This is a genomic window from Acidimicrobiales bacterium, assembly GCA_035540975.1.
Classification (GTDB): domain Bacteria; phylum Actinomycetota; class Acidimicrobiia; order Acidimicrobiales.
The window spans coordinates 24,801-46,081 of sequence record DATLFN010000057.1 but is presented as its reverse complement, the minus strand read 5'-3'; the positions used below and the strand labels follow the sequence as shown (position 1 = coordinate 46,081).

Annotated in this window: 21 protein-coding genes; all 21 read left to right on the top strand. The window is 71.3% G+C overall.

Annotated features, from left to right (window positions below):
- A partial coding sequence (locus VM242_07155; protein HVM04930.1) for a Rieske 2Fe-2S domain-containing protein occupies nt 1-605 on the top strand: 605 nt, incomplete at its 5' end.
- Nucleotides 602-1,606: a cytochrome c gene (locus tag VM242_07150; protein ID HVM04929.1), complete on the top strand. Its 1,005-nt coding sequence runs from the start codon at nt 602-604 to the stop codon at nt 1,604-1,606. The genes VM242_07155 and VM242_07150, both read left to right, overlap by 4 nt.
- Entirely contained in the window at nt 1,603-2,403 is an 801-nt protein-coding gene (locus VM242_07145; protein ID HVM04928.1) for a hypothetical protein, read from the top strand. The genes VM242_07150 and VM242_07145 overlap by 4 nt, the downstream gene beginning before the upstream one ends.
- A gap of 118 nt (nt 2,404-2,521) precedes the next feature.
- Nucleotides 2,522-2,953, top strand: a complete 432-nt coding sequence (gene ndhC, locus VM242_07140) for an NADH-quinone oxidoreductase subunit A (protein HVM04927.1) — start codon at nt 2,522-2,524, stop codon at nt 2,951-2,953.
- Complete coding sequence (locus tag VM242_07135; protein ID HVM04926.1) at nt 2,954-3,502, top strand: NADH-quinone oxidoreductase subunit B family protein; 549 nt, start codon at nt 2,954-2,956, stop codon at nt 3,500-3,502. It begins immediately after the preceding gene.
- Nucleotides 3,499-4,038: an NADH-quinone oxidoreductase subunit C gene (locus tag VM242_07130; protein ID HVM04925.1), complete on the top strand. Its 540-nt coding sequence runs from the start codon at nt 3,499-3,501 to the stop codon at nt 4,036-4,038. Before VM242_07135 ends, VM242_07130 begins: the two co-directional genes overlap by 4 nt.
- A gap of 121 nt (nt 4,039-4,159) precedes the next feature.
- Nucleotides 4,160-5,494: an NADH dehydrogenase (quinone) subunit D gene (gene nuoD / locus VM242_07125; protein ID HVM04924.1), complete on the top strand. Its 1,335-nt coding sequence runs from the start codon at nt 4,160-4,162 to the stop codon at nt 5,492-5,494.
- Nucleotides 5,494-6,111: an NADH-quinone oxidoreductase subunit NuoE gene (nuoE, locus tag VM242_07120; protein HVM04923.1), complete on the top strand. Its 618-nt coding sequence runs from the start codon at nt 5,494-5,496 to the stop codon at nt 6,109-6,111. Before nuoD ends, nuoE begins: the two co-directional genes overlap by 1 nt.
- A 2-nt stretch (nt 6,112-6,113) precedes the next feature.
- Nucleotides 6,114-7,418, top strand: a complete 1,305-nt coding sequence (gene nuoF / locus VM242_07115) for an NADH-quinone oxidoreductase subunit NuoF (GenBank protein ID HVM04922.1) — start codon at nt 6,114-6,116, stop codon at nt 7,416-7,418.
- Nucleotides 7,411-10,122 carry an NADH-quinone oxidoreductase subunit NuoG gene (gene nuoG, locus VM242_07110; protein ID HVM04921.1) on the top strand — a complete coding sequence of 904 codons (2,712 nt, stop codon included), beginning with the start codon at nt 7,411-7,413 and terminating at the stop codon, nt 10,120-10,122. Before nuoF ends, nuoG begins: the two co-directional genes overlap by 8 nt.
- A gap of 40 nt (nt 10,123-10,162) precedes the next feature.
- Nucleotides 10,163-11,410 (top strand): NADH-quinone oxidoreductase subunit NuoH, encoded by a 1,248-nt coding sequence (gene nuoH / locus VM242_07105; protein ID HVM04920.1) that lies wholly within the window; start codon nt 10,163-10,165, stop codon nt 11,408-11,410.
- Complete coding sequence (gene nuoI, locus VM242_07100; protein HVM04919.1) at nt 11,410-12,039, top strand: NADH-quinone oxidoreductase subunit NuoI; 630 nt, start codon at nt 11,410-11,412, stop codon at nt 12,037-12,039. The genes nuoH and nuoI overlap by 1 nt, the downstream gene beginning before the upstream one ends.
- Complete coding sequence (locus VM242_07095; protein ID HVM04918.1) at nt 12,036-12,677, top strand: NADH-quinone oxidoreductase subunit J; 642 nt, start codon at nt 12,036-12,038, stop codon at nt 12,675-12,677. Before nuoI ends, VM242_07095 begins: the two co-directional genes overlap by 4 nt.
- Nucleotides 12,674-12,979 carry an NADH-quinone oxidoreductase subunit NuoK gene (gene nuoK, locus VM242_07090; GenBank protein ID HVM04917.1) on the top strand — a complete coding sequence of 102 codons (306 nt, stop codon included), beginning with the start codon at nt 12,674-12,676 and terminating at the stop codon, nt 12,977-12,979. The genes VM242_07095 and nuoK overlap by 4 nt, the downstream gene beginning before the upstream one ends.
- 9 nt (nt 12,980-12,988) lie before the next feature.
- Complete coding sequence (nuoL, locus tag VM242_07085; protein HVM04916.1) at nt 12,989-14,995, top strand: NADH-quinone oxidoreductase subunit L; 2,007 nt, start codon at nt 12,989-12,991, stop codon at nt 14,993-14,995.
- Nucleotide 14,996: 1 nt separating this feature from the next.
- On the top strand, nt 14,997-16,550 hold the full coding sequence (locus tag VM242_07080; GenBank protein HVM04915.1) for an NADH-quinone oxidoreductase subunit M: 1,554 nt from the start codon (nt 14,997-14,999) through the stop codon (nt 16,548-16,550).
- Nucleotides 16,547-18,067, top strand: coding sequence for an NADH-quinone oxidoreductase subunit N (locus VM242_07075; GenBank protein ID HVM04914.1), 1,521 nt, complete (start codon nt 16,547-16,549; stop codon nt 18,065-18,067). The genes VM242_07080 and VM242_07075 overlap by 4 nt, the downstream gene beginning before the upstream one ends.
- Before the next feature lie 432 nt (nt 18,068-18,499).
- Complete coding sequence (ndhC, locus tag VM242_07070) at nt 18,500-18,865, top strand: NADH-quinone oxidoreductase subunit A (GenBank protein ID HVM04913.1); 366 nt, start codon at nt 18,500-18,502, stop codon at nt 18,863-18,865.
- Nucleotides 18,856-19,359: an NADH-quinone oxidoreductase subunit B family protein gene (locus VM242_07065; protein ID HVM04912.1), complete on the top strand. Its 504-nt coding sequence runs from the start codon at nt 18,856-18,858 to the stop codon at nt 19,357-19,359. Before ndhC (VM242_07070) ends, VM242_07065 begins: the two co-directional genes overlap by 10 nt.
- On the top strand, nt 19,343-20,074 hold the full coding sequence (locus tag VM242_07060) for an NADH-quinone oxidoreductase subunit C (protein ID HVM04911.1): 732 nt from the start codon (nt 19,343-19,345) through the stop codon (nt 20,072-20,074). The genes VM242_07065 and VM242_07060 overlap by 17 nt, the downstream gene beginning before the upstream one ends.
- Nucleotides 20,074-21,246 (top strand): NADH-quinone oxidoreductase subunit D 1, encoded by a 1,173-nt coding sequence (locus tag VM242_07055; GenBank protein HVM04910.1) that lies wholly within the window; start codon nt 20,074-20,076, stop codon nt 21,244-21,246. The genes VM242_07060 and VM242_07055 overlap by 1 nt, the downstream gene beginning before the upstream one ends.
- Nucleotides 21,247-21,281: the final 35 nt, after the last annotated feature.

Sequence of the window (21,281 nt, the reverse complement as noted above, 5' to 3'; positions counted from 1 at the left end):
GGAAGGCCGGCCCCGCCCCCCGGGCGCCCATGGACCCCGAGGCCCTCGGCGTCACCCGCCGGCAGTTCTTCAACCGCAGCATCGTGGGCTTCTTCCAGCTCGGGCTGGCCGGGTTCGGCGCCGCCTCGGTCGCCTTCTTGTGGCCCACCCTGAGCGGCGGCTTCGGCGCCAAGATCCGGGTCGGCAAGCTCGACGAGATCCTCAGCGAGATCGCCAGCACCAAGGAGCCGTACTACCTGGCCGAGGCCCGCACCTGGATCGCCCCCTACCCCAAGGACGCGGCCAAGGCGGCGGAGGCCAACTACGAGGGTGCCGTGCTGGACGGCATGAAGGAGGGCGTCGTCGCCCTCTACCAGAAGTGCGTCCACCTGGGCTGCCGGGTGCCGTTCTGCAAGAGCGCCCAGTGGTTCGAGTGCCCGTGCCACGGCTCCCGCTACAACCGGGTCGGCGAGAGGAAGGCCGGCCCCGCCCCCCGTGGTCTCGACCGCTTCGGCGTCGAGGTGAGCGGCGGCGTCGTCTCCGTCGACACCAGCCAGGTCATCCAGGGGCCCCCCGTCGGCGTGAACACGACCGGCCAAGAGGCCGAAGGCCCGCACTGCGCGTGACGCACCTCCTCGCCCTCAACAACTTCCAGAAGGCCGGCGTCGCCACCGCCGTCCTGCTCGTCCTCGGCTGGCTGGCGTACCTGGCCGGCTACCTCCGCAAGGAGGACACGCCGCCGCCGGGCGCCGAGATGGAGCTGGCGCCCAACCGGCGCCCGTACTTCGACGACGAGGGGCTCGAGGGCCCGCGTCTCGACCGGGCCCTCATGTGGGGCCTGATCCTCATGGTCATCACGGCCGTCGGCCTCCCCCTGTACTGGGCCCGCGAGCCCAGCCGCCAGGAGGGCGCCGAGCGGGGCTTCGACCACCGGGCCGCCGGTCGCGGCCTCGTCCTCTTCCAGCCCGCCGGCTCGCCCATCCCCGAGGGCAACATCGGCCACTTCGGCTGCGGGGGCTGCCACGGCGCCCAGGGCCAGGGCGGCGTCGCCAACTACGTCATGGCCGACCCGATCGACCCCGAGAAGCCGCCCCGCGAGGTGAAGTGGGCGGCCCCGCCGCTCGACACCGTCCTCCTGCGCTACTCCAAGGACGAGCTCAAGTCGGTGCTCGTCTACGGGCGGGCCAACACCCCCATGCCGGCCTGGGGCATCGAGGGCGGCGGTCCGATGAACGACCAGCAGATCACCGATCTCATCGCCTACATCGACAGCATCCAGCTCGACCCCGAGGAGGTCCGGGCCAGGAACCTCAACGAGTTCGGCACCGACGGCGCCAAGCTGTTCGACGGGTTCTGCTCCCGCTGCCACACCGAGGGCTGGTCCATCGGCGAACCCGGCGTCCCCGGTGGCGGCGCCTACGGGCCCAGCCTCACCGCCGGTGCGACCCTGCGCCAGTTCCCCGACCGCGAGATGCACGTGGAGTTCATCACCGAGGGTGCCGAGTACGCCGAGCCCTACGGCATCCGCGGCCTCGGCGGCGACGAGGGAGGCGGCATGCCGGGGTTCGGCAGGATGCTCACCAAGGAGCAGATCGAGGCCATCGTGGACTACGAGCGGGGCCTGTGACCGTGGACGCCGACGTGCTCCTCTCCGCCCTGTCCTGGGACCCCCAGATCCGGGGCTTCGCCATCTTCCTGGCCAGCCTGGTGCTCCTCCCGGGCAGCGTCTACCTGCTCCTCGCCACCAACATGGGGGCGAGGATCGGCTTCGTGCTCGCCCTCACCGGGCTGGCCGGGTGGATGACGATCATGGGCGCCACCTGGGTGGTGTTCGGCATCGGCCTCAAGGGCGAGGAGCCCTCGTGGAAGGCGCTCGAGATGGTGACGGGCCCGGCCGAGCAGTCGCTGCTGGACGTGATGGACGACTTCCCGGGCGGGAAGTGGCAGGAGCTGCGCCCCGGCGACGCCATCCTGGCCGACGCCCAGGCCACCGCCGACAAGCTGCTGGCGCCGGCGTCCGCCGAGGAGGCGCCGGCCGGCCACGGCGAGGAGGCCGAGGCGAAGCCCGACCCGGTGGCCGAGCGCTTCGAGTCGCCGTTCTCCACCACCGAGGACTACGTCCTCCTCGACGGCTTCCGCCTGGGCGGTGAGGACTACTTCCTCACCCTCCGCCACCGGCCGCACTACGTGGTGGTCCGGGTGAAGCCGGCCCTGTTCGAGGAGCCGCCGGCCGGCGTCAGGCCGCAGCCCGACCTCACCGCACCGACCACCGCCGTCATCATGATCCGCGACCTCGGCAGCGTCCGGCTCCCGCCGTTCCTCGTGATGTTCGCGTCGGGGATCGTCTTCGGCGTGTGCTGCTGGAACCTGCACCAGCGCGACAAGGAGATCTGGCGGCGACAGGCGGAGAGCGCCGCCGCCTGAGGGCGTCGGGCGGCGTTCCGTCCCCGTCGAGACCCCTTCCGGGGGGTCGGTCCAACCGACCTTCCCGGTACGGACCGGCTAGCCTCACGCCGGATCGAGCGAGGAGGTGCGAGGGTCGTTGAGCGAGTACCTGCCCATCCTGACGCTGATGGTGCTGGCCACGCTCTTCGCCGGCCTGTCGTTCGTCGCCTCCCGGCTGCTCGGGCCGCGCAAGCCCACGGCGGCCAAGGCGGCGCCCTACGAGTCGGGGATCCTGCCCCGCAGCGAGCCGGCGGAGCGCTTCCCGGTGCGCTTCTACCTGATCGCCATGATCTTCATCATCTTCGACATCGAGATCGTGTTCCTCTACCCGTGGGCGGTGGTGTTCCGCCGCCTCGAGCTGTTCGGCCTCGTCGAGATGCTCGTCTTCGCCCTCGCCGTGTTCGTGTCGTTCGTGTACCTGCTGAGCAACGGCGCCCTCGACTGGGGCCCGTCGGCCGCCAAGAGCAGCGGCGCACGCACCACCGAGTCGACGGTGCGGCGGGTCGGGCGCCAGCGGGAGGCGGCCTAGATGGCAGGAGGGCTCGAGAGCCTCAACCACAACTTCCTCACCGGTCGGGTCGAGGACGTGGTGAGGTGGGCCCGGCGGAACAGCGTGTGGCCGGCCTCGTTCGGCCTGGCGTGCTGCGCCATCGAGATGATGGCCACCGGCGCGTCCCACTTCGACATCAGCCGCTTCGGCATGGAGGTCTTCCGCGGGTCGCCCCGCCAGGCCGACCTGATGATCGTCGCCGGCCGGGTGTCCCAGAAGATGGCCCCCGTGCTCCGCCAGGTCTACGACCAGATGATGGAACCGAAGTGGGTCATCTCCATGGGCGTGTGCGCGTCGAGCGGCGGCATGTTCAACAACTACGCCATCGTGCAGGGCGTGGACCAGGTCGTGCCCGTGGACGTCTACACGCCCGGCTGCCCTCCCGGGCCCGAGACGCTGCTGCACGGCATCCTGACCCTGCACGAGAAGATCCGCACGGGCGAGATCCTGCGCCGCCGGGACGCCACCGGCGCCGGCGCCGGCCTGGTCCTCGAGCCCCGGCGGGTGGCCGTGGGGACGCCCCGGTGAGCGGCCCGGGCCCGGCGGAGGGCGTCGCCGACGACCAGCCGCCGGCACCTCCCCCGCCGCCCGAGGAGGTGCACGGGGCGCCCGTTACCCGGTCGCGCGGCCAGAAGGTGCTGCATCCGTCGAGGGAGAAGTACGTCGCCCTGGTGGAGGCGCTCGGGGAGGACGGGTTCGACGTCTGCCTGGACGTCTGCGCCGTGGACTACCTGGCCGCTCCGGCCCGCCCGCTCCCCGACGGCGTCGCCCCCGAGCGCTTCGAGGTGGTGGTGAACCTGCTGTCCACCACCCGCAAGGAGCGGGCCCGGGTGCGCGTCCAGGTGCCGGAGGCCGACCCGGTGGTCCCCTCGCTGTTCCCGGTCCACCCGGGCACCGAGGCGTTCGAGCGGGAGGTGTTCGACCTCATGGGCATCCGCTTCGACGGCCACCCGGACCTCACGCGCATCCTCATGCCCGAGGACTGGGAGGGCCACCCGCTCCGCAAGGACTACGCGACGGGGCGCGTCCCCGTCCAGTTCAAGGCGGCGGCGCCGTCCCGATGAACTTCGTCCTCACCCGCTCGCTGCGCTCGTCGGGTCTCGGCGAGCGAACTTGTGGCGGAAACGACCCGGATCCGAGTCGTTTCCGCTACGGGTTCGGGCCCCTGGTCGCTGGGGGGCCGGTGTGAGCACGCAGGAGCGGCCCGGGATCGTCGAGACGTCGGAAGGGGCGCAGGAGCTCCGGCCCCGCAGGATGACGGCGCCGGCCGAGCTGGCGCGCGAGGAGGGCGCGTTCCTGCGGCTGCCCGAGGGAGTGGAGCTGGACCGCGGCGACATGAACGTCGAGGTCACCGACGACGAGACGATGATCATCAACATGGGGCCCCAGCACCCCAGCACCCACGGCGTGCTGCGCCTGATGCTGGAGCTGGAGGGCGAGACCGTCATCCGCTCCAAGTCGGTGATCGGCTACCTCCACACCGGCATGGAGAAGACCCAGGAAGACCTGATGTACATCCAGGGTTCGACCAACGTCACCCGGATGGACTACCTGGCCAACTTCTTCAACGAGTGCGTCTTCTCGATGTGCGTGGAGACGCTGCTCGAGGTGGAGGTCCCCGAACGGGCCACGTGGATCCGCATGCTGCTCATGGAGCTCAACCGGGCGTCGTCGCACCTGTTGTTCATGGCCACCAACGGCATGGACCTGGGCGCCATCTCGATGATGCTCTACGGCTGGCGAGAGCGCGAGCTGATCCTGTCGTTCTTCGAGCGCACCACCGGGCTGCGGATGAACTACAACTACATCCGCCCGGGCGGGGTCGCCGCCGACCTCCCGCCCGGCTGGCGCGACGAGGTCCTCGCCATCTGCGACGCCATCCCCCCCCGGCTGGACGAGTACGACACGCTCCTCACCGGCCAGCCCATCTTCCAGGAGCGCACCCAGGGCGTCGGCGTCGTCACCACCGAGCAGGCCCTCGCCCTGTCGGCCACCGGTCCCATCCTCCGGTCCACCGGCTTCGACTGGGACCTGCGCCGGGACATGCCCTACCTGTTCTACGACCAGCTCGACTTCGACGTGGTCGTGGGCACCTACGGCGACACGTTCGACCGCTACGCCATCCGCCTCAACGAGATCCGGGAGTCGCTGAAGCTGGTGCGCCAGATCGCCGACCGCCTGCCGCCGGGCGACTACCGCACGCAGGACAAGAAGCTGACGCCGCCGCCCCGCGGGCGCATCGACGAGTCGATGGAGGCGCTCATCCACCACTTCAAGCTGTTCACCGAGGGCTTCAAGGTTCCCGCCGGCGAGGTGTACGTCGCCATCGAGGCGCCCCGCGGCGAGCTGGGCGGCTACCTCGTGGCCGACGGGTCGGCCAAGCCCTACCGCTTCCACATGCGCGACCCCAGCTTCGCCAACCTCCAGACTCTGCCGGTGATGCTCAAGGGCGGGTTCGTGGCCGACGCCGTCGCCTGCATCTCGTCGGTCGACCCGGTCATGGGCGGGGTGGACCGCTGATGGCGCGGCTCACGGCCGAGAACGAGAAGCGGGCCAAGGAGATCATCGCCCTGTACCCGCAGTCGCGCTCGGCCCTCATCCCCATCCTGCACGTGGCCCAGGAGCAGAACGGCTGGCTCACACCCGAGTCGATCGACCACGTGGCCGAGCTGCTGGGGCTCACCGCCGCCGAGGTGTACGGCACCGCCACCTTCTACGAGATGTTGTTCACCTCCCCGGTCGGCCGCCATCTGGTATCGGTGTGCACGAACATCGCCTGCCTGCTGAACGGCGGCTTCGAGCTGCTCGAGCACGCCGAGCAGACGCTCGGGGTCCGGGGCGGCGGCACGACCGAGGACGGCGAGTTCACGCTGGAGGAGGTCGAGTGCCTGGCCCTGTGCGGCAACGCGCCGTGCCTCACGGTCAACTGGCGCTTCTTCGGCGACGTCACCAACCAGCGCTTCGACACCCTCGTCGCCGACCTGCGCTCGGGGAAGCTGGCCGACGAGGTCCCGCCCCACGGCACGCTCTGCCGGGTGCGCCGCAACGTGGGGCTCAAGGCCGTGGCCGGCCCCGGCGCCGACGCCGCGCCGCAGGGCACGCCCGGCGGCGGCCGTCCGCAGAGCCCGGGGGCCTGATCGTGGCGCTCACTGACGCCAGGCCCATCGTCACCCGCCGCATCGGCGTCCCCAACTCGTGGACGCTGCAGTCGTACCTCGACACCGGCGGTTACGCCGGCCTGCGCAAGGCGCTCACCATGAAGCCCGAGGACGTGGCCTCCGAGGTGATCACGGCCAGCCTGCTCGGCCGCGGCGGCGCCGGGTTCGAGGCGGGCAAGAAGTGGTCGATGCTCGGCAAGGGCCGCCCCGCCTACCTCGTCGTCAACGGCGACGAGAGCGAGCCGGCCACGTTCAAGGACCACATGCTCATCGAGAACGACCCCCACCAGATCATCGAGGGCACCCTGATCTGCGCGTACGCGGTGGGCGCCGCCCAGGCGTTCATCTTCGTGCGGGGCGAGTTCGCGCTCGGGCTGGAGCGGATGACGGCCGCCCTCAACGAGGCGTACGCCCACGGCGCCGCCGGCCGGAACATCCTCGGGTCCGACTTCTCCCTCGACGTCGTGGTCCACCCGGGCGCCGGCGCCTACATCTGCGGCGAGGAGACGGCGCTCATCGAGAGCCTGGAGGGCAAGCGGGGCTTCCCCCGCATCAAGCCGCCCTTCTTCCCGGCCGCCATCGGGCTGTACGGCCAGCCCACCATCGTCAACAACGTGGAGACCGTCTCGAACCTGCCGTGGATCGTGGAGCACGGCGGCAGCAGCTTCGCCGCCCTGGGCGAGGGCCGGTCGGCCGGCACCCGCATCTTCTCGCTGTCGGGCCACGTCAACCGGCCCGGCAACTACGAGGTCGAGATGAACAAGGTCACCTTCCGCGACCTCATCGAGCACCCGGAGCTGGGCGGCGGCATGCGCAACGGCAACCAGCTGAAGGCGTTCATCCCGGGCGGGGCGTCGGCGCCGTGGTTCGGCCCCGACCAGGTCGACATGCCGCTGGACCAGGACGCGGTGGGCAAGGCCGGTTCCATGCTGGGTTCGGGCTCCGTCATCGTGATGGACGACACCACGTGCATGGTCCGGGCGGCGTGGCGCATCACCCGCTTCTTCCACCGCGAGTCGTGCGGGCAGTGCACGCCGTGCCGCGAGGGGAGCGGCTGGGTGGACAAGGTCATGCGCCGGATCGAGGACGGCGGCGGCCGCGAGGAGGACCTCGACCTGCTGTTCGACGTGCTCGACAACATCGCGCCCGGCCTCTCGTGGCCCCCCAGGCAGACCACCATCTGCGTGCTGGGCCCGTCCATCCCGTCGTCGATCACGTCGGCCATCCGCATGTTCCGCGACGAGTTCCTCACCCACATCAAAGAGGGCGCCTGCCCGTATGGCTGAGCAGACGGAAGCGACCACCGAGACCGTCACCATCACGGTGGACGGCCGCCGGATGCAGGCCGGGAAGGGCGAGATGATCATCGCCGCGGCCGAGCGCAACGGCGTGTACATCCCCCGGTTCTGCTACCACCCGCGCATGCGGCCGGTGGGCATGTGCCGCATGTGCCTGGTCGAGGTGAAGGGGCCGCGGGGCATGATGCTCACGCCCGCCTGTTTCGTCCCCGTGGCCGACGGCCAGGAGGTCGTCACCACGTCGGAGACGGTGAAGAAGGCGCAGGACGGCGTCCTCGAGTTCCTGCTCGTGAACCACCCCCTCGACTGCCCGGTGTGCGACAAGGGCGGGGAGTGCCCGCTCCAGGACCAGACGCTCGCCTTCGGCCCGGGCGAGACCCGCTTCGTCGAGGAGAAGCGGCACTGGGCCAAGCCCATCCCCCTCTCCGACCTCGTGCTCATCGACCGGGAGCGCTGCATCCAGTGCGACCGCTGCACCCGCTTCGCCGACGAGGTGGCGGGCGACCCCCTCATCGAGTTCGTCGGCCGGGGCGACCACATCGAGGTCAACACCTTCCCCGAGCAGCCCTTCGCCTCCTACTTCTCCGGGAACACCGTGCAGATCTGCCCGGTGGGCGCCCTGTTGGCCAAGCCCTACCGGTTCAAGGCCCGGCCGTGGGACCTCGAGCAGGTGGAGAGCACGTGCACCATGTGCTCGGTGGGCTGCCGCATCGCCGTCCAGTCGTCGTCCAACGCCCTCACCCGCTACCTCGGCGTCGACAGCGACCCCGTCAACCACGGGTGGCTGTGCGACCAGGGCCGCTTCAGCTACGAGTACGTCAACAGCGAGGAGCGGCTCGGCGCGCCGCTCGTCCGCAAGGGCGACGAGCTGGTGGAGGCGTCGTGGGGCGAGGCGCTGACCACGGCGGCCAAGGCCCTGGAGTCGGCGAAGAACGTGCACGGGCCGGGCGCGTTGGCGGTGCTGGGCGGCGCCCGCCTCGCCAACGAGGACGCCTACGCCTGGGCCAAGCTGGCCAAGGGCGTGCTCGGCACCGACAACGTGGACGCCCAGCTGGGCGACGGCCTCCAGGCGGAGGTGGTCCTCGGCCTGCCCCGGGCCACGATCGACGACGCCTGCTCGGCTCCCGCCGTGGTCCTCCTGGCGCCCGACGTCAAGGAGGAGCTGCCCGTCCTGTACCTCCGCCTGCGGGCCGCCGCGGTGGACGGCAAGGTACCGATCGTCGAGCTCACGCCGCAGGGCACCGGCATGTCGCGCTACTGCAAGGCGAGCCTCGGGTACCGCCCCGGCGAGGCGGTCGCGCTGGCCAGGGCCCTGGTGGACGGCTTGAGCGGCGACGTGGCCGGGGTGAAGGCGGCGGCCATCGCCGAGGCCCGTGCCGTGCTGGGCGACGGCGCCGTGGTGGTGCTCGGCCGGCCGTCGCTGGCCGAATCGGCGGCGTCCATCACCGCCGCGGCCGCCATCCTGGCCGGCGGGCTCCCCGGCGTGCGCTTCCTCCCCGCCCTCCGGCGGGGAAACGTGCACGGGGCGCTGGACATGGGGCTGGCACCCGGCGTCCTCCCCGGGCGCGTCGGGCTCGACGAGGCGCGGGAGTGGTACTCGGCGGCATGGCCGGGCGTCCCCGCCGAGCGGGGCATGGACGCCGCCGGCATCCTCGGCGCGGCGGCGGAGGGCCGCATCCAGTGCCTGGTCCTGCTGGGCGCCGACCCGGCGGCCGACTTCCCCGACCGCCAGCTGGCCCGCCGGGCCATCGCCGGCGCCGGCTTCGTCGTGGCCGTCGACACCTTCCTCACCGAGTCGTCGCGGCAGGCCGACGTCGTCCTGCCCGCCGCCGCCTTCGCCGAGCGGCCCGGCACCACCACCAACCTGGAGGGCCGGGTCACCCGCCTCGGCCAGAAGGTCGTGCCCGCCGGCGTGGCGTGGCCGGACTGGATGATCGCCTGCGAGCTGGCCTCCCGCCTGGGCGCCGACCTCGGCTTCGAGAGCGTGGACGCGGCGTGGGACGAGATCGAGCGGCTGGCCCCGTCCCACGCCGGGATCACCCGGGCCCTGCTCGGCGACCGGCGCTTCCGCGACGGCGTCGTCGTCCCCCGCGCCGTCGAGTCGCCGCCGACCGGCGACCTCGGGGCCGGAGGCCCGGCGGCCACCGACACGTCCACCGGCTCCACCACCGACGTGCCCGCCGCCGTGGACCCCGTCGCCGACCCCGGCATCGACGCCGTCGAGTCGCAGGGCATCCCGGCCACCGCGGTTGTCACGGCCCCGCACGGCGCCCCGTCCGGTGGCGTGGCTCCTCCGCCCGAGGTGCCGCGCCCGCCCACCCTGTCGTTCTCGGCCGGCAGTGCCGAGGTCGCCCTGCCGCCGCTGGACGCCTACTCGCTCCGCCTGGTGTCGGCCCGCAAGCTTTACGGCACCGGCACGCTCGTCCAGCACGCCCCGGCCCTCGCCGCGCTGGCGCCCGAGCCGTGCGCCCGGGCCAACCCGTCGGACCTCGACCGTCTGGGCATGGGATCGGGCGGGCGCGTGCGGGTGCGTTCGAACCGGGCCAACTTCGTGGTGGACGCCACGCCCGACCCCGGCGTCCCCCGAGGGTCGATCTCGCTGCCGTTCAACACCGGCGGCGACGGTGTCGGCGCCGGCGAGCTGATCGACGTGTCCGCTGCGGTCACCGACGTCCGGGTGGAGACGCCGTGAACGACGCAACGGTCGGCGGTCCCGATCGGATGGCGCAGCAGTGACGGCGCGGTCGGTGATCCTGGCCGCCGACCCCCTCTTCGCCGAGGGCGTGGACGGCGCCGTCGTCCTCATCGTGGCGGTCAAGACGCTGGTGGTGTTCGCCGCCCTGATGGTGTCGGTGCTGTTCATGGTGTGGTTCGAGCGCAAGCTCGTCTCCGACATGCAGGCCCGCATCGGCCCCAACCGGGCCGGCAAGTGGGGCGTCCTCCAGGCGCTGGCCGACGGCACCAAGCTGTTCTTCAAGGAGGACCTGCTGCCCGACCGCGCCGACCGGCGCATCTTCCGCCTGGCGCCCTACCTCTCGCTGGTGCCCGCCTTCCTCGCCTTCGCCATCGTCCCCGTGGGCGGCGAGATCACCATCGGCGACCGCACCACCCGCCTCCAGCTGGCCGACCCCCCCGTCGGGATCCTGTTCCTGCTGGCCGTGTCGTCCATCGCCGTCTACGGCGTGATGCTGGCCGGCTGGTCGTCGGGCTCGAAGTACCCGCTGCTCGGCTCGGTACGGGCGTCGGCCCAGATGGTGTCCTACGAGGCCGCCCTCGGGCTGTCGGTGGCCGCCGTCGTCCTCGTCACCGGCTCGCTGCTCACCAGCGACATCGTGGCCGACCAGTCGGGCGGCACCATCGCCGACTGGAACGTCTTCCGGCTCGGCTTCCTCCCCTTCGTCATCTTCTGCATCGCGGCGACGGCCGAGCTGAACCGGCCGCCGTTCGACCTGGTCGAGGCCGAGCAGGAGCTGGTCGGCGGCTTCAACACCGAGTACTCGTCGCTGCGCTTCGCCATGTTCTTCCTGGCCGAGTTCATGAGCACGGTGGTGATGTCGACGGTCATCGTCACCCTCTTCCTCGGCGGGCCGGCCGGCCCCGCGCCCGACGGCGGGTTCCTCGGGGCCGTCGTCCCCGTCCTGTGGTTCCTGGCCAAGACGTTCGTCTTCCTGTTCACCTACGTGTGGCTGAGGGCCACGCTGCCCCGGCTGCGCTACGACCAGCTGATGGACCTGGGGTGGAAGAAGCTCATCCCGCTCTCGCTGTTCTGGCTCCTCGTGCTGGCCGGCATGCTGATCGAGGCGCCCACCACCCAGGACGGCTTCGTCGGGTCCCTCCTGCGCCGGCGCTACGGGTTCGGCGTGTTCGTCGGCGGCCTGCTGCTCGGGCTGCTGCTGCTGCGCGCCATCCACATCGGGCAGGCCACGACGCGGGGCGAGGCGGGCTCCGGCGGCGCGCCCGCCTTCGAGGAGGTCGTCTGATGGGGTACCTCGACGGGTTCAAGGTCACGTTCAAGACCATGTTCGAGAAGCGGGTCACCAACGAGTACCCGAAGCAGAAGCGCCCCAAGCCGGAGCGCTTCCACGGGCGCCACGTGCTGAACCGCTACGAGGACGGCATGGAGAAATGCATCGGCTGCGAGCTGTGCGCCGGGGTGTGCCCGGCCCGGTGCATCTACGTCCGGGGCGCCGACAACCCGCCCGACGCTCCGGTCTCGCCCGGTGAGCGCTACGGCTACGTCTACGAGATCAACTACCTGCGCTGCATCCACTGCGACCTGTGCGTGGAGGCCTGCCCCACCGAGGCCATCACCGAGTCGAAGCTGTTCGAGTTCTCCTTCACCGACCGCAAGGACGCCATCTACACCAAGGCGGAGCTGATGGTCGACGACGACGGCCGGCCACAGAAGCTCCCCTGGGAGGACTGGCGGGAGGGCGACGACGAGCACACCTCGGCGTGGGCCCGGGTCACCGCCCCGTCCGGCAACGCCCGCTTCGAGGGCAAGGTCCAGTGGTCGGGCGAGCTCGGCTACGGCGTCCGCCCGCCGGAGCCGGGCCAGTCGGCCGAGGGACCCGCCGGACCGGCCGCCGGCGGGGAGGAGCGGACGTGAGCCTCGGCCTGCTGCTGGCCGCCACCAAGGTGGACCAGGGCGTGTTCCTGGCCTGTGCCGTCATCGTGCTGTCCGGCGCCATCGGCGTGGTCATCAGCTCCAACCCCGTCCACGCCGCCCTCTCGCTCGTGATGACCCTGTTCGGGATCGCCGTGCTGTTCGTCGCCCAGGAGGCGCACTTCCTGGCCGCCGTGCAGGTGATCGTCTACGCCGGCGCCATCGTCGTGCTCTTCCTGTTCGTGATCATGCTCATCGGCGTGGACCGGGCCGAGGACATCCGGAGCGAGCCGCTGCGCGGCCAGCGGCCGCTGGCCGTCCTGCTCGGCCTCGTCGCCCTGGCCGAGATCGTGCTGCTGTCACGGGGCGGCGACTGGGTGACGGGCGCTCCGGCGGTGGCCGGTCAGGCCAGCGGCGAGGGCAGCAACGTGGAGAAGCTGGCCGAGAGCATCTTCACCCGGTACATGTTCGCCTTCGAGGTCACGTCGGTCCTGCTGATCATCGCCGTGGTGGGCGCCGTCGTCCTCGTGCGCCGGCCGCCGCCGCCGGTGGCCGAGGGGGACTCCGAGGGCGAGCCGGTGAGCGCGGTCGTCAACGTGCCCGGGGCGCCGGCCGACGCCGGGGCGGAGACCGCTCGGTGAGCATCGGCGGCGAGTGGTACCTCTACCTGGCGGCCGCCCTGTTCACCATCGGCGCCGTGGGCCTGCTGGTGCGCCGCAACGTGCTGGTGATGTTCATGTGCGTCGAGCTGATGCTCAACGCCGTCAACCTGACCTTCGTCACCTTCGCCCGCGAGCTCGACGACATCGGCGGCCAGTCGCTGGTGTTCTTCGTCCTCGTCGTCGCCGCCGCCGAGGTGGTCGTCGGCCTCGGGATCATCGTTTCGATCTTCCGCCGGCGGGCCGGCGCCACCGCCGACGACCTCCACCTGCTCAAGGGATAGCGCCGACCCGTGCTCGAGAACGCCTACCTGATCCCCCTCCTGCCGCTCGTCGGCTTCCTGGTGCTCGTCGCCGTGGGGAAGCGCGCCGGCGACCCGGGCGCGGGGTGGATCGGCACGGCGGCGGTGGGCGGCTCCTTCCTGGCGACCCTGGTCGCCTTCTTCGAGCTGCTGGGCGAGGACGGCCACGACCGCCACGTGGTCGACCACCTCTTCACGTGGATCCCCGCCGGCGGCCTGGACGTGGAGGCGGGGCTGCTGGTCGACCCCCTCTCGATCACCATGGCGCTGTTCGTCACCGGCGTCGGGTTCCTGATCCACCTGTACTCGATCGGCTACATGAAGGGCGACGAGCGGTACCCCCGGTTCTTCGTCTACCTGAACCTGTTCGTGTTCTCCATGCTGGTCCTGGTGCTGGGGGACAGCCTCCTGCTCACCTTCGTGGGGTGGGAGGGCGTGGGCGCCTGCTCGTACCTCCTCATCTCCTTCTGGTTCGAGCGGGAGTCGGCGGCCAGCGCGGGCAAGAAGGCGTTCGTCGTCAACCGGGTGGGCGACTTCGGGTTCATGATCGCCATGTTCCTGTGCTTCGCCACCTTCGGGACGCTCGAGTACGCCGGGATCCTCGAGAACGCCGAGGGGGCCGGCCAGTCCACCCTGTCGGCCATCGCCCTGCTCCTCTTCGTCGGCGCCTGCGGCAAGTCGGCCCAGCTCCCGCTGTTCGTATGGCTCCCCGACGCCATGGAGGGCCCCACGCCCGTCTCCGCGCTCATCCACGCCGCCACCATGGTCACCGCCGGCGTCTACCTCATGTGCCGGGTGGCGCCGCTGCTCGCCCTCACCGACGACGTCGGCACGGTGATCGCCGTGGTCGGCGCCGCCACCGCCTTCTTCGCGGCGACGGTCGCCGTGGCCCAGGACGACATCAAGCGGGTCCTGGCCTACTCGACGATCTCGCAGCTGGGCTACATGTTCCTGGCCGTGGGTTCGGGTGCCTACGTGGCCGCCATCTTCCACATGGTCACCCACGCCTTCTTCAAGGCCCTGCTCTTCCTGGGCGCCGGCTCGGTCATCCACGGGCTACACGACGAGCAGGACATGAAGCGGATGGGGGCGCTGAAGAAGTGGATGCCGGTCACGTCGGCCACGTTCATCGTCGGCTGGCTGGCCATCGCCGGCGTGCCTCCGTTCGCCGGGTTCTGGTCCAAGGACGACATCCTCCTGGCCGCCTGGGACAAGAGCGTGGCCCTGTGGGCGGTTGGGCTGGTGACCGCCCTGCTCACCGCCTACTACATGAGCCGCCAGGTGTTCCTCGTGTTCTACGGGGACGAGCGGTGGCGGTCGGTCCCGGCCGACGACAAGGCCGAGCTGACCGAGCCCGAGCCGGTCGGTCCCGGAACGGGTGCGCGGGTGGCGGCCGCCCCGGCCGGCCATGCCGCCGCCGACGCCGGCGGCCACCGCGGCTCCGGCGGGCACGGGCACCGCGAGCCGCACGAGTCGCCGTGGCTCATGGCCGGGCCCCTCGTGGTGCTGGCCGGGCTGGCCGTGGTCGCCGGCGGGCTGAACCTGCCCTTCGACGGCTTCCACCACCTCGAGCACTTCCTCGAGCCGGTGTTCGAGGACGCCCTGCACCACACCGACCTCGGCGGCGGCGAGAAGGTGCGGCTCGGCCTGTTCGCCACCGCGGCCGCCGCCGCCGGCATCGCCCTGGCGTACTCCGTCTTCGGAAAGGGGCGACGGACCGACGCCTTCGAGCCGGCGGTGCTGAAGCGGGCCTGGGGGGTGGACGCGCTGTACGCCGCCCTCATCGAGGCGCCCGGCCGCGCCCTGTCGGCCTTCGCCGCCTACGTGGTGGACGCCCGGATCATCGACGGCATCGTCAACGGGACGGGCACCGTCGTCAGGGCCGGCGGCGGGATCCTGCGCCGGGTCCAGACCGGCTACGTCCGCAACTACGCCCTGGGCGTCGCCTTCGGGACCACGCTGCTCCTCGGGTGGGTCCTGGTCCGGGCCGGTATCTGACGTGAACGACCTCGACTTCCCGCTGCTGACGGCCATCGTCCTGCTGCCCGCGGTGGGCGCGGCGGTCATCGCCGCGCTCCCGAAGGCCCGGGCCGACGCCATCCGCCTGGTCGCCGCCCTGGCGTCCCTCGCCACCGGCGTCCTCACGGTCGTGCTGGCCGTCGAGTTCGAGGCCGGCGAGGCCGGCTACCAGTTCGTCTCGCAGCACAGCTGGATCGAGGACTTCGGCGTCTCGTGGATCCTCGGGGTGGACGGCATCTCGCTGTTCCTCGTCGTGCTCACCGGCGTGCTGTTCCCCATCGCCCTGATGGGAGTCCACGTCGAGCGGGACGTGAAGTCCTACATGGCGTGGATGCTGGTGCTGGAGGCCGGCTGCCTGGGGTCGTTCCTGGCCCTCGACCTGTTCGTGTTCTTCCTCTTCTTCGAGCTGACCCTCGTCCCGATGTACTTCATCATCGGCGGCTGGGGCTACGAGAACCGGGTCTACGCCTCGCTCAAGTTCTTCCTCTACACGCTGTTCGGGTCGGCGTTCATGCTCGTCGGGATGCTGGCCCTGGTCTTCATCACCGCCGACGGCCAGCCGGTGACGTTCGACATCCGCGAGCTGGCCGAACGCGGCGGGCTGGCCGACTCCACCGCCCGGTGGATCTTCCTCGCATTCACCGCCGCCTTCGCCGTGAAGGTCCCGCTCTTCCCCGTCCACACGTGGCTCCCGGACGCCCACACCGAGGCGCCCACCGCCGGGTCGGTCATCCTGGCCGGCGTCCTGCTCAAGCTCGGCACCTACGGGCTGGTGCGCTTCGGCCTGTTCCTCTTCCCCGAGGCCGCCGTCGACCTGGCCCCGCTGCTGCTCACCCTGGCCACCATCGGGATCATCTACGGCGCCCTGGTGGCGACGGTCCAGCGGGACCTGAAACGGCTGGTCGCCTACTCGTCCGTCGCCCACCTCGGTTTCATCGTGCTCGGCACCTTCGCCTTCACCACCCAGGGCCTGTCGGGCGGCGTGCTCCAGATGGTGAACCACGGGCTGTCCACCGGCGCGCTGTTCCTCCTCGTGGGGATGATCTACGAGCGCCGCCACACCCGCCAGATCTCCGAGCTCAACGGGCTCCAGAAGTCGATGCCGGTGCTGGCCGCCGTGTTCACCGTGGTGATGCTCTCGTCCGTCGGGCTCCCCGGCCTCAACGGGTTCGTCGGCGAGTTCCTCATCCTCATCGGCACGTTCGTGACGCACCGGTGGTGGGCCGTCGTCGCCACCGCCGGCGTGATCCTGGCCGCCCTCTACCTGCTGTGGGCCTACCAACGGGTGTTCCACGGCACCCCCACGGGTGACAACGTGGGGCTGCCCGACATGACGTGGCGGGAGAAGGCCACCATGGCGCCCCTCGTGGTGCTGATCGTGTTCCTCGGCGTCTACCCCAAGCCGGTGCTGGACCGCATCAACCCGTCGGTGGAGGCCCTGGTCGAGCACGTCGAGGCGAACAGCGACCACCGCCAGCCCGAGGTCGCGGCCGGGGGCGCCGCCCCGGCCGAGCACGCGAACGGAGAGGAATGACGCGCCTGCTGGCCCAGGTCGGCGAGCTGACCCCGATCGACGTCCCCGAGGTCGAGTACGCCGGCATGCTGCCCGCGCTGGTGCTGATCGCCGGCGCCGTCGTCCTCCTCGTTGCCGTGGCCACCACGACGGGCCGGCGGCCCATGCTGTGGACCTTCGTCTCGGCCGCGACGGGGGTGGCGTCGCTCGTCGCCGCGTACGCCGTGTGGGCCGACGTCCAGGACGAGGGCCCGCGCCGCATCGTGGCCGACGCCCTGGTCGTCGACGGGTTCAGCGCCTTCTTCATGGTCCTGGTGAGCGCGGCGGTCATCCTCGGCGCGCTCCTGGCCGGCGGCTACCTCGAGCGCGAGGGGTTCGAGGGGCCCGAGTTCCACGTGCTGATGCTGCTGTCGGCCTCGGGGGCCGTCGTCATGGCCTCGGCCAACGACCTCATCGTGGTGTTCCTGGGGCTGGAGATCCTCTCGCTCGCTCTCTACGTGATGGCCGGGTTCGACGCCCGCCGCGCCGCCTCAAGGGAGGCGGCCATGAAGTACTTCGTGCTCGGCGCCTTCTCCTCGGCCCTGTTCCTCTACGGCGTGGCCCTCGTCTACGGCGCGACCGGCTCCACCAACCTGGCCTCCGTCCGCGATTTCCTGGCCGGCAACCTGGCCCCGAACGGCGGCGTCCTCCTGGCCGGCGCCGCCCTCCTCCTCGTCGGCCTCGGGTTCAAGGTGGCGCTGGTGCCCTTCCACACCTGGACCCCCGACGTCTACCAGGGAGCGCCTTCCCCGGCGACCGCCTTCATGGCCGCCACCGCCAAGGCGGCCGGCTTCGCCGCCCTCCTGCGGGTCTTCTTCTCCACGTTCTCCACCCTGCAGGTCGACTGGCGCCCGCTGGTGTGGGCGCTGGCCGTGGTCACCCTCCTGGTCGGCTCCGTCCTCGCCGTCGTCCAGACCGACATCAAGCGGATGCTGGCGTACTCGTCGATCAGCCACGCCGGCTACGTCCTCATCGGGCTCCAGGCCGCCAGCGACAAAGGCATCGCCGGGTCGCTGTTCTACCTCCTCGCCTACACGTTCATGGTGCTGGGGAGCTTCGCCGTGGTCACCGTGGTGGGCCGCCGGGGCGATGCCGACCACGACCTGTCGGCCTACCGGGGCCTGGCCGCCCGCCGCCCGGCCCTGGCCTTCGCCTTCACCGTGTTCCTGCTCTCCCAGGCCGGGGTCCCGTTCACCACCGGGTTCCTGGCCAAGTTCTACGTGATCTCCGCCGCCGTGGAGGCCGAGTCGTACGCGCTGGGCCTCGTCGGCATGCTCGCGGCGGTGATCGCCGCCTTCTTCTACCTTCGCATCACCGTGCTGATGTACGCCCAGCCCACCGAGGTCGAGGCCGCCGCCGACGCCACCCCGGCGCGCCGCCTCCCCGTGCCCGTCACCACCGGCGTGGTGGTCGCCGCCGCCGCCGCCTTCACCGTCGTCTTCGGCCTCATCCCCTCGCCCATGATCGAGTTCGCCCGCGACGCCACGCTGATGTTGTGAGCTTCGCCGTCGCAACCGGAGGTTGCTCGGCGAGCTGGCGGAGCTACGGCCGACCGGCGGAGCCGGCATAACAACCCTTCGGGCGGAGGCCGGCCGGCTCCGCCCGAAGGGTTGTTATGCCGGCTCCGCCGGCGGTGGCCGCCAGCCAGGGTGGCCGCCTGCGGCGGCAGCCGTGGGCGGCGGCCCTGGCGCCCGGTCCCACGGCGTGCCGGCGCCGACGGCGGGGGTTGGCCGCCGGCCGCCGGCGCCGCCGGAGGCGGCCTCGTCCGGCTGGCGGCCAGGGCCGGCGCAGCCGGCCCCTGAGAGGTCCGGGCGGAGGGCGGCCGGCTCCGCCGGCCGGCCGGAGCGCCCTCGGCTCGCCGAGCAACCTCCGGTTGCGACGGCGACGGGCGCTTTGGCGGTTCGTGAAGTTGCTCACGTAGGCTCCGCGTGATGTCGGATTTCCTGAGGAGCTACCTCAGCGTTCTGATCTTCGGCGTCGCCGCGGTGGCGATGGTGGGGGCCATGCTCGGGGTCGGCCGCCTGCTGCGCCCGACCCGGCCGCAGGGCCAGAAGTACATCGCCTACGAGTCGGGCGTGGACCCCGTGGGCACCGGCTGGTCGCAGAGCCAGATCCGCTACTACATCTTCGCCCTGCTCTTCGTCATGTTCGACGTGGAGGCCGTCTTCATCTTCCCGTGGGCCGTCGGCCTGGAGTCGTTCGGGATCTTCGGGCTGGTGGAGATGGCGATCTTCATCGTCATCCTCGCCCTCGGCCTCGTTTACGCCTGGCGGAAGGGGGTGCTGAAGTGGGCCTAGTCGAGAAGGGCTGGATCCCCAAGCCGCTCAGCACGCTCCTCAACATCAGCCGCAAGTACTCGCTGTGGGTGTACCAGTGGGGGCTGGCGTGCTGCGCCATCGAGATGGGCGCCGCCTTCGGCTCGCCCCGGTACGACGTGATGCGCCTCGGCGTCATCCCGTTCCCGGCCGGCCCCCGCCAGGCCGACCTGGTCGTCATCTCCGGGACCGTCACCGACAAGATGGCGCCGCCCATCCGCCGGCTCTACGAGCAGATGCCGGACCCGAAGTACGTGATCTCGATGGGGTCGTGCGCCAACTGCGGCGGCCCGTACTGGGACAGCTACTCCGTCACCAAGGGCATCGACCAGATCATCCCGGTGGACGTGTACGTTCCCGGCTGCCCGCCCCGGCCGGAGGCGCTGCTCGAGGGCATCGTCCTGCTCCAACAGCGCATCCACAACGAGGACATGGCCGAGCGCTGGAGGGGTGAGCCGATTGTCGTCGGCCGCTGACGAGGGCGCCCTCCCGGCGGCCGGTGAGACCGGCACGGGTGATGTCGACGAGGTGCGGACGGAGCTGGTGGCGACGCTGGCCCGGGAGCTGGGCGACGGCGCCGTCGTGGACTCGGAGGTCGCCGGCGGCGACGCCTGGGTCCGCCTCGACCGCGGCGCCTGGGGCCGGGCCGCCGAGGTGCTCCGCAACACCATGGGGATGGACTACTTCTGCTTCCTGTCCGGTCTGGACTGGATGGTGAACCCCGACCTGTCGGGCGAGAAGGTGTGGGACCCCGAGGGCGGCGCGGCCCTGGAGGAGGAGGACGAGGACGGCGCCGGGGCCGACGAGGTCGCCGCCGGGGACGGCCTGGTCACGGGCGTGGCCGGCGGCGACACCCGCTTCCAGGTGTTCGCCCGGGTCTTCTCCACCACCGCCAAGGTCGGCATCACCCTCAAGGCCGACCTCGACGAGCACGACCCCCGGGTGGCGTCGTGGGTCCCGGTCTACCGGGGCGCCGACTGGCACGAGCGCGAGGCCTGGGAGATGTACGGGTTCACCTTCGACGGGCATCCCGGGCTGCGCCACCTGTACCTGCCGGGCGAGTTCGAGGGGCACCCCCTCCGCAAGGACTTCCCGCTCCTGGCACGCGAGATCAAGCCGTGGCCCGGGCTGGTGGACGTCGAGGCCATGCCCGGCGAGGAGGCCTCGGCCGAGGGGGAGGGAGGCGACTGATGGCCGTCACGACCGACTGGCAGAAGGCGGCGTACGTCGCCGGGCAGGCCGCCGACGCCCGCGTGAACGTGGAGCTCGAGACGGAGGGCATGACCCTCAACCTCGGCCCCCAGCACCCCGCCACCCACGGCACCCTGCGCATCGTCGTCCGCCTGGACGGCGAGCAGGTGGTGTGGGCGGAGCCCGTCCCCGGTTACATGCACCGGGGATACGAGAAGCTGTGCGAGGTCCGGACCTACCCCCAGGTCACCACCCTCATCAACCGCATCGACTGGCTGGGCCACTTCGCCAACGAGGTGCCGTTCATCCTGGCGGCCGAGCAGCTCATGGGCATCGAGGCGCCGCCCCGGGCCCAGTGGATCCGCACCATCTTCTTCGAGATGGCCCGCATCGCCAACATCACGCTGTTCCTCGGCGACATGGGCGTGCAACTGGGGGCCATCACCCCGATCTTCTTCGCCTTCCGCGACCGCGAGTACGTCCTCAACCTGATGGAGGCGGCCACCGGCGGCCGCTTCCACCCCAACTACGACCGCATCGGCGGCCTCAAGGAGGACCTGCCGAAGGGGTGGGTGGAGGAGTGCCGGGGCGCCATGAAGAAGATGCGGCGGTTCTGCGACGAGATCGAGGACCTCCTCATGGGGAACGAGATCTTCCAGGCCCGCACGCGCGGCATCGGCGTCATCCCGGCGGCGGTCGGCGTGGAGTACGGCCTGTCGGGCGCCAACATCCGGGCCAGCGGGGTCGACTGGGACATCCGCCGCGACGAGCCCTCGCCCCTCGCCTACCGGCACTGCGACTGGAAGGTCTGGACCCACCCGGACGGCGACTCCTACGCCCGCTACTGGGTCCGTCTCCAGGAGACCCGCGAGGCCACCAAGATCGTCGACCAGCTGCTGGACTCGCTGCCGGCGGGCTCCATCCAGGCCAAGGTCCCCCGCATCATCAAGGTCGCGGCCGGCGAGGCATGGGTCCACACCGAGAACCCGCTCGGCGAGATGGGCTACTACGTCGTCTCCAAGGGCGGGTTGGGCCCGTTCCGGGTCAAGATCCGCACCCCCTCGTTCAACAACATCTCGATCACGCCGTGGCTCCTGCGCGGCGTCTACGTCCCCGACGTCATCACCATCCTGGCCAGCCTCTACTTCATCCTGGGCGACATCGACCGATGACGCAGACGGCTTCGTCATCCCGAACGGCTCGGTGC

What these genes read in the sequence shown, in the direction of transcription:
- VM242_07135 (HVM04926.1), top strand. Translation starts at nt 2,954, where the DNA reads ATGGCAGGAGGGCTCGAGAGCCTCAACCACAACTTCCTCACCGGTCGG.
- nuoE (HVM04923.1), top strand. Translation starts at nt 5,494, where the DNA reads ATGGCGCGGCTCACGGCCGAGAACGAGAAGCGGGCCAAGGAGATCATC.
- nuoG (HVM04921.1), top strand. Translation starts at nt 7,411, where the DNA reads ATGGCTGAGCAGACGGAAGCGACCACCGAGACCGTCACCATCACGGTG.
- nuoI (HVM04919.1), top strand. Translation starts at nt 11,410, where the DNA reads ATGGGGTACCTCGACGGGTTCAAGGTCACGTTCAAGACCATGTTCGAG.
- VM242_07075 (HVM04914.1), top strand. Translation starts at nt 16,547, where the DNA reads ATGACGCGCCTGCTGGCCCAGGTCGGCGAGCTGACCCCGATCGACGTC.
- ndhC (HVM04913.1), top strand. Translation starts at nt 18,500, where the DNA reads ATGTCGGATTTCCTGAGGAGCTACCTCAGCGTTCTGATCTTCGGCGTC.
- VM242_07055 (HVM04910.1), top strand. Translation starts at nt 20,074, where the DNA reads ATGGCCGTCACGACCGACTGGCAGAAGGCGGCGTACGTCGCCGGGCAG.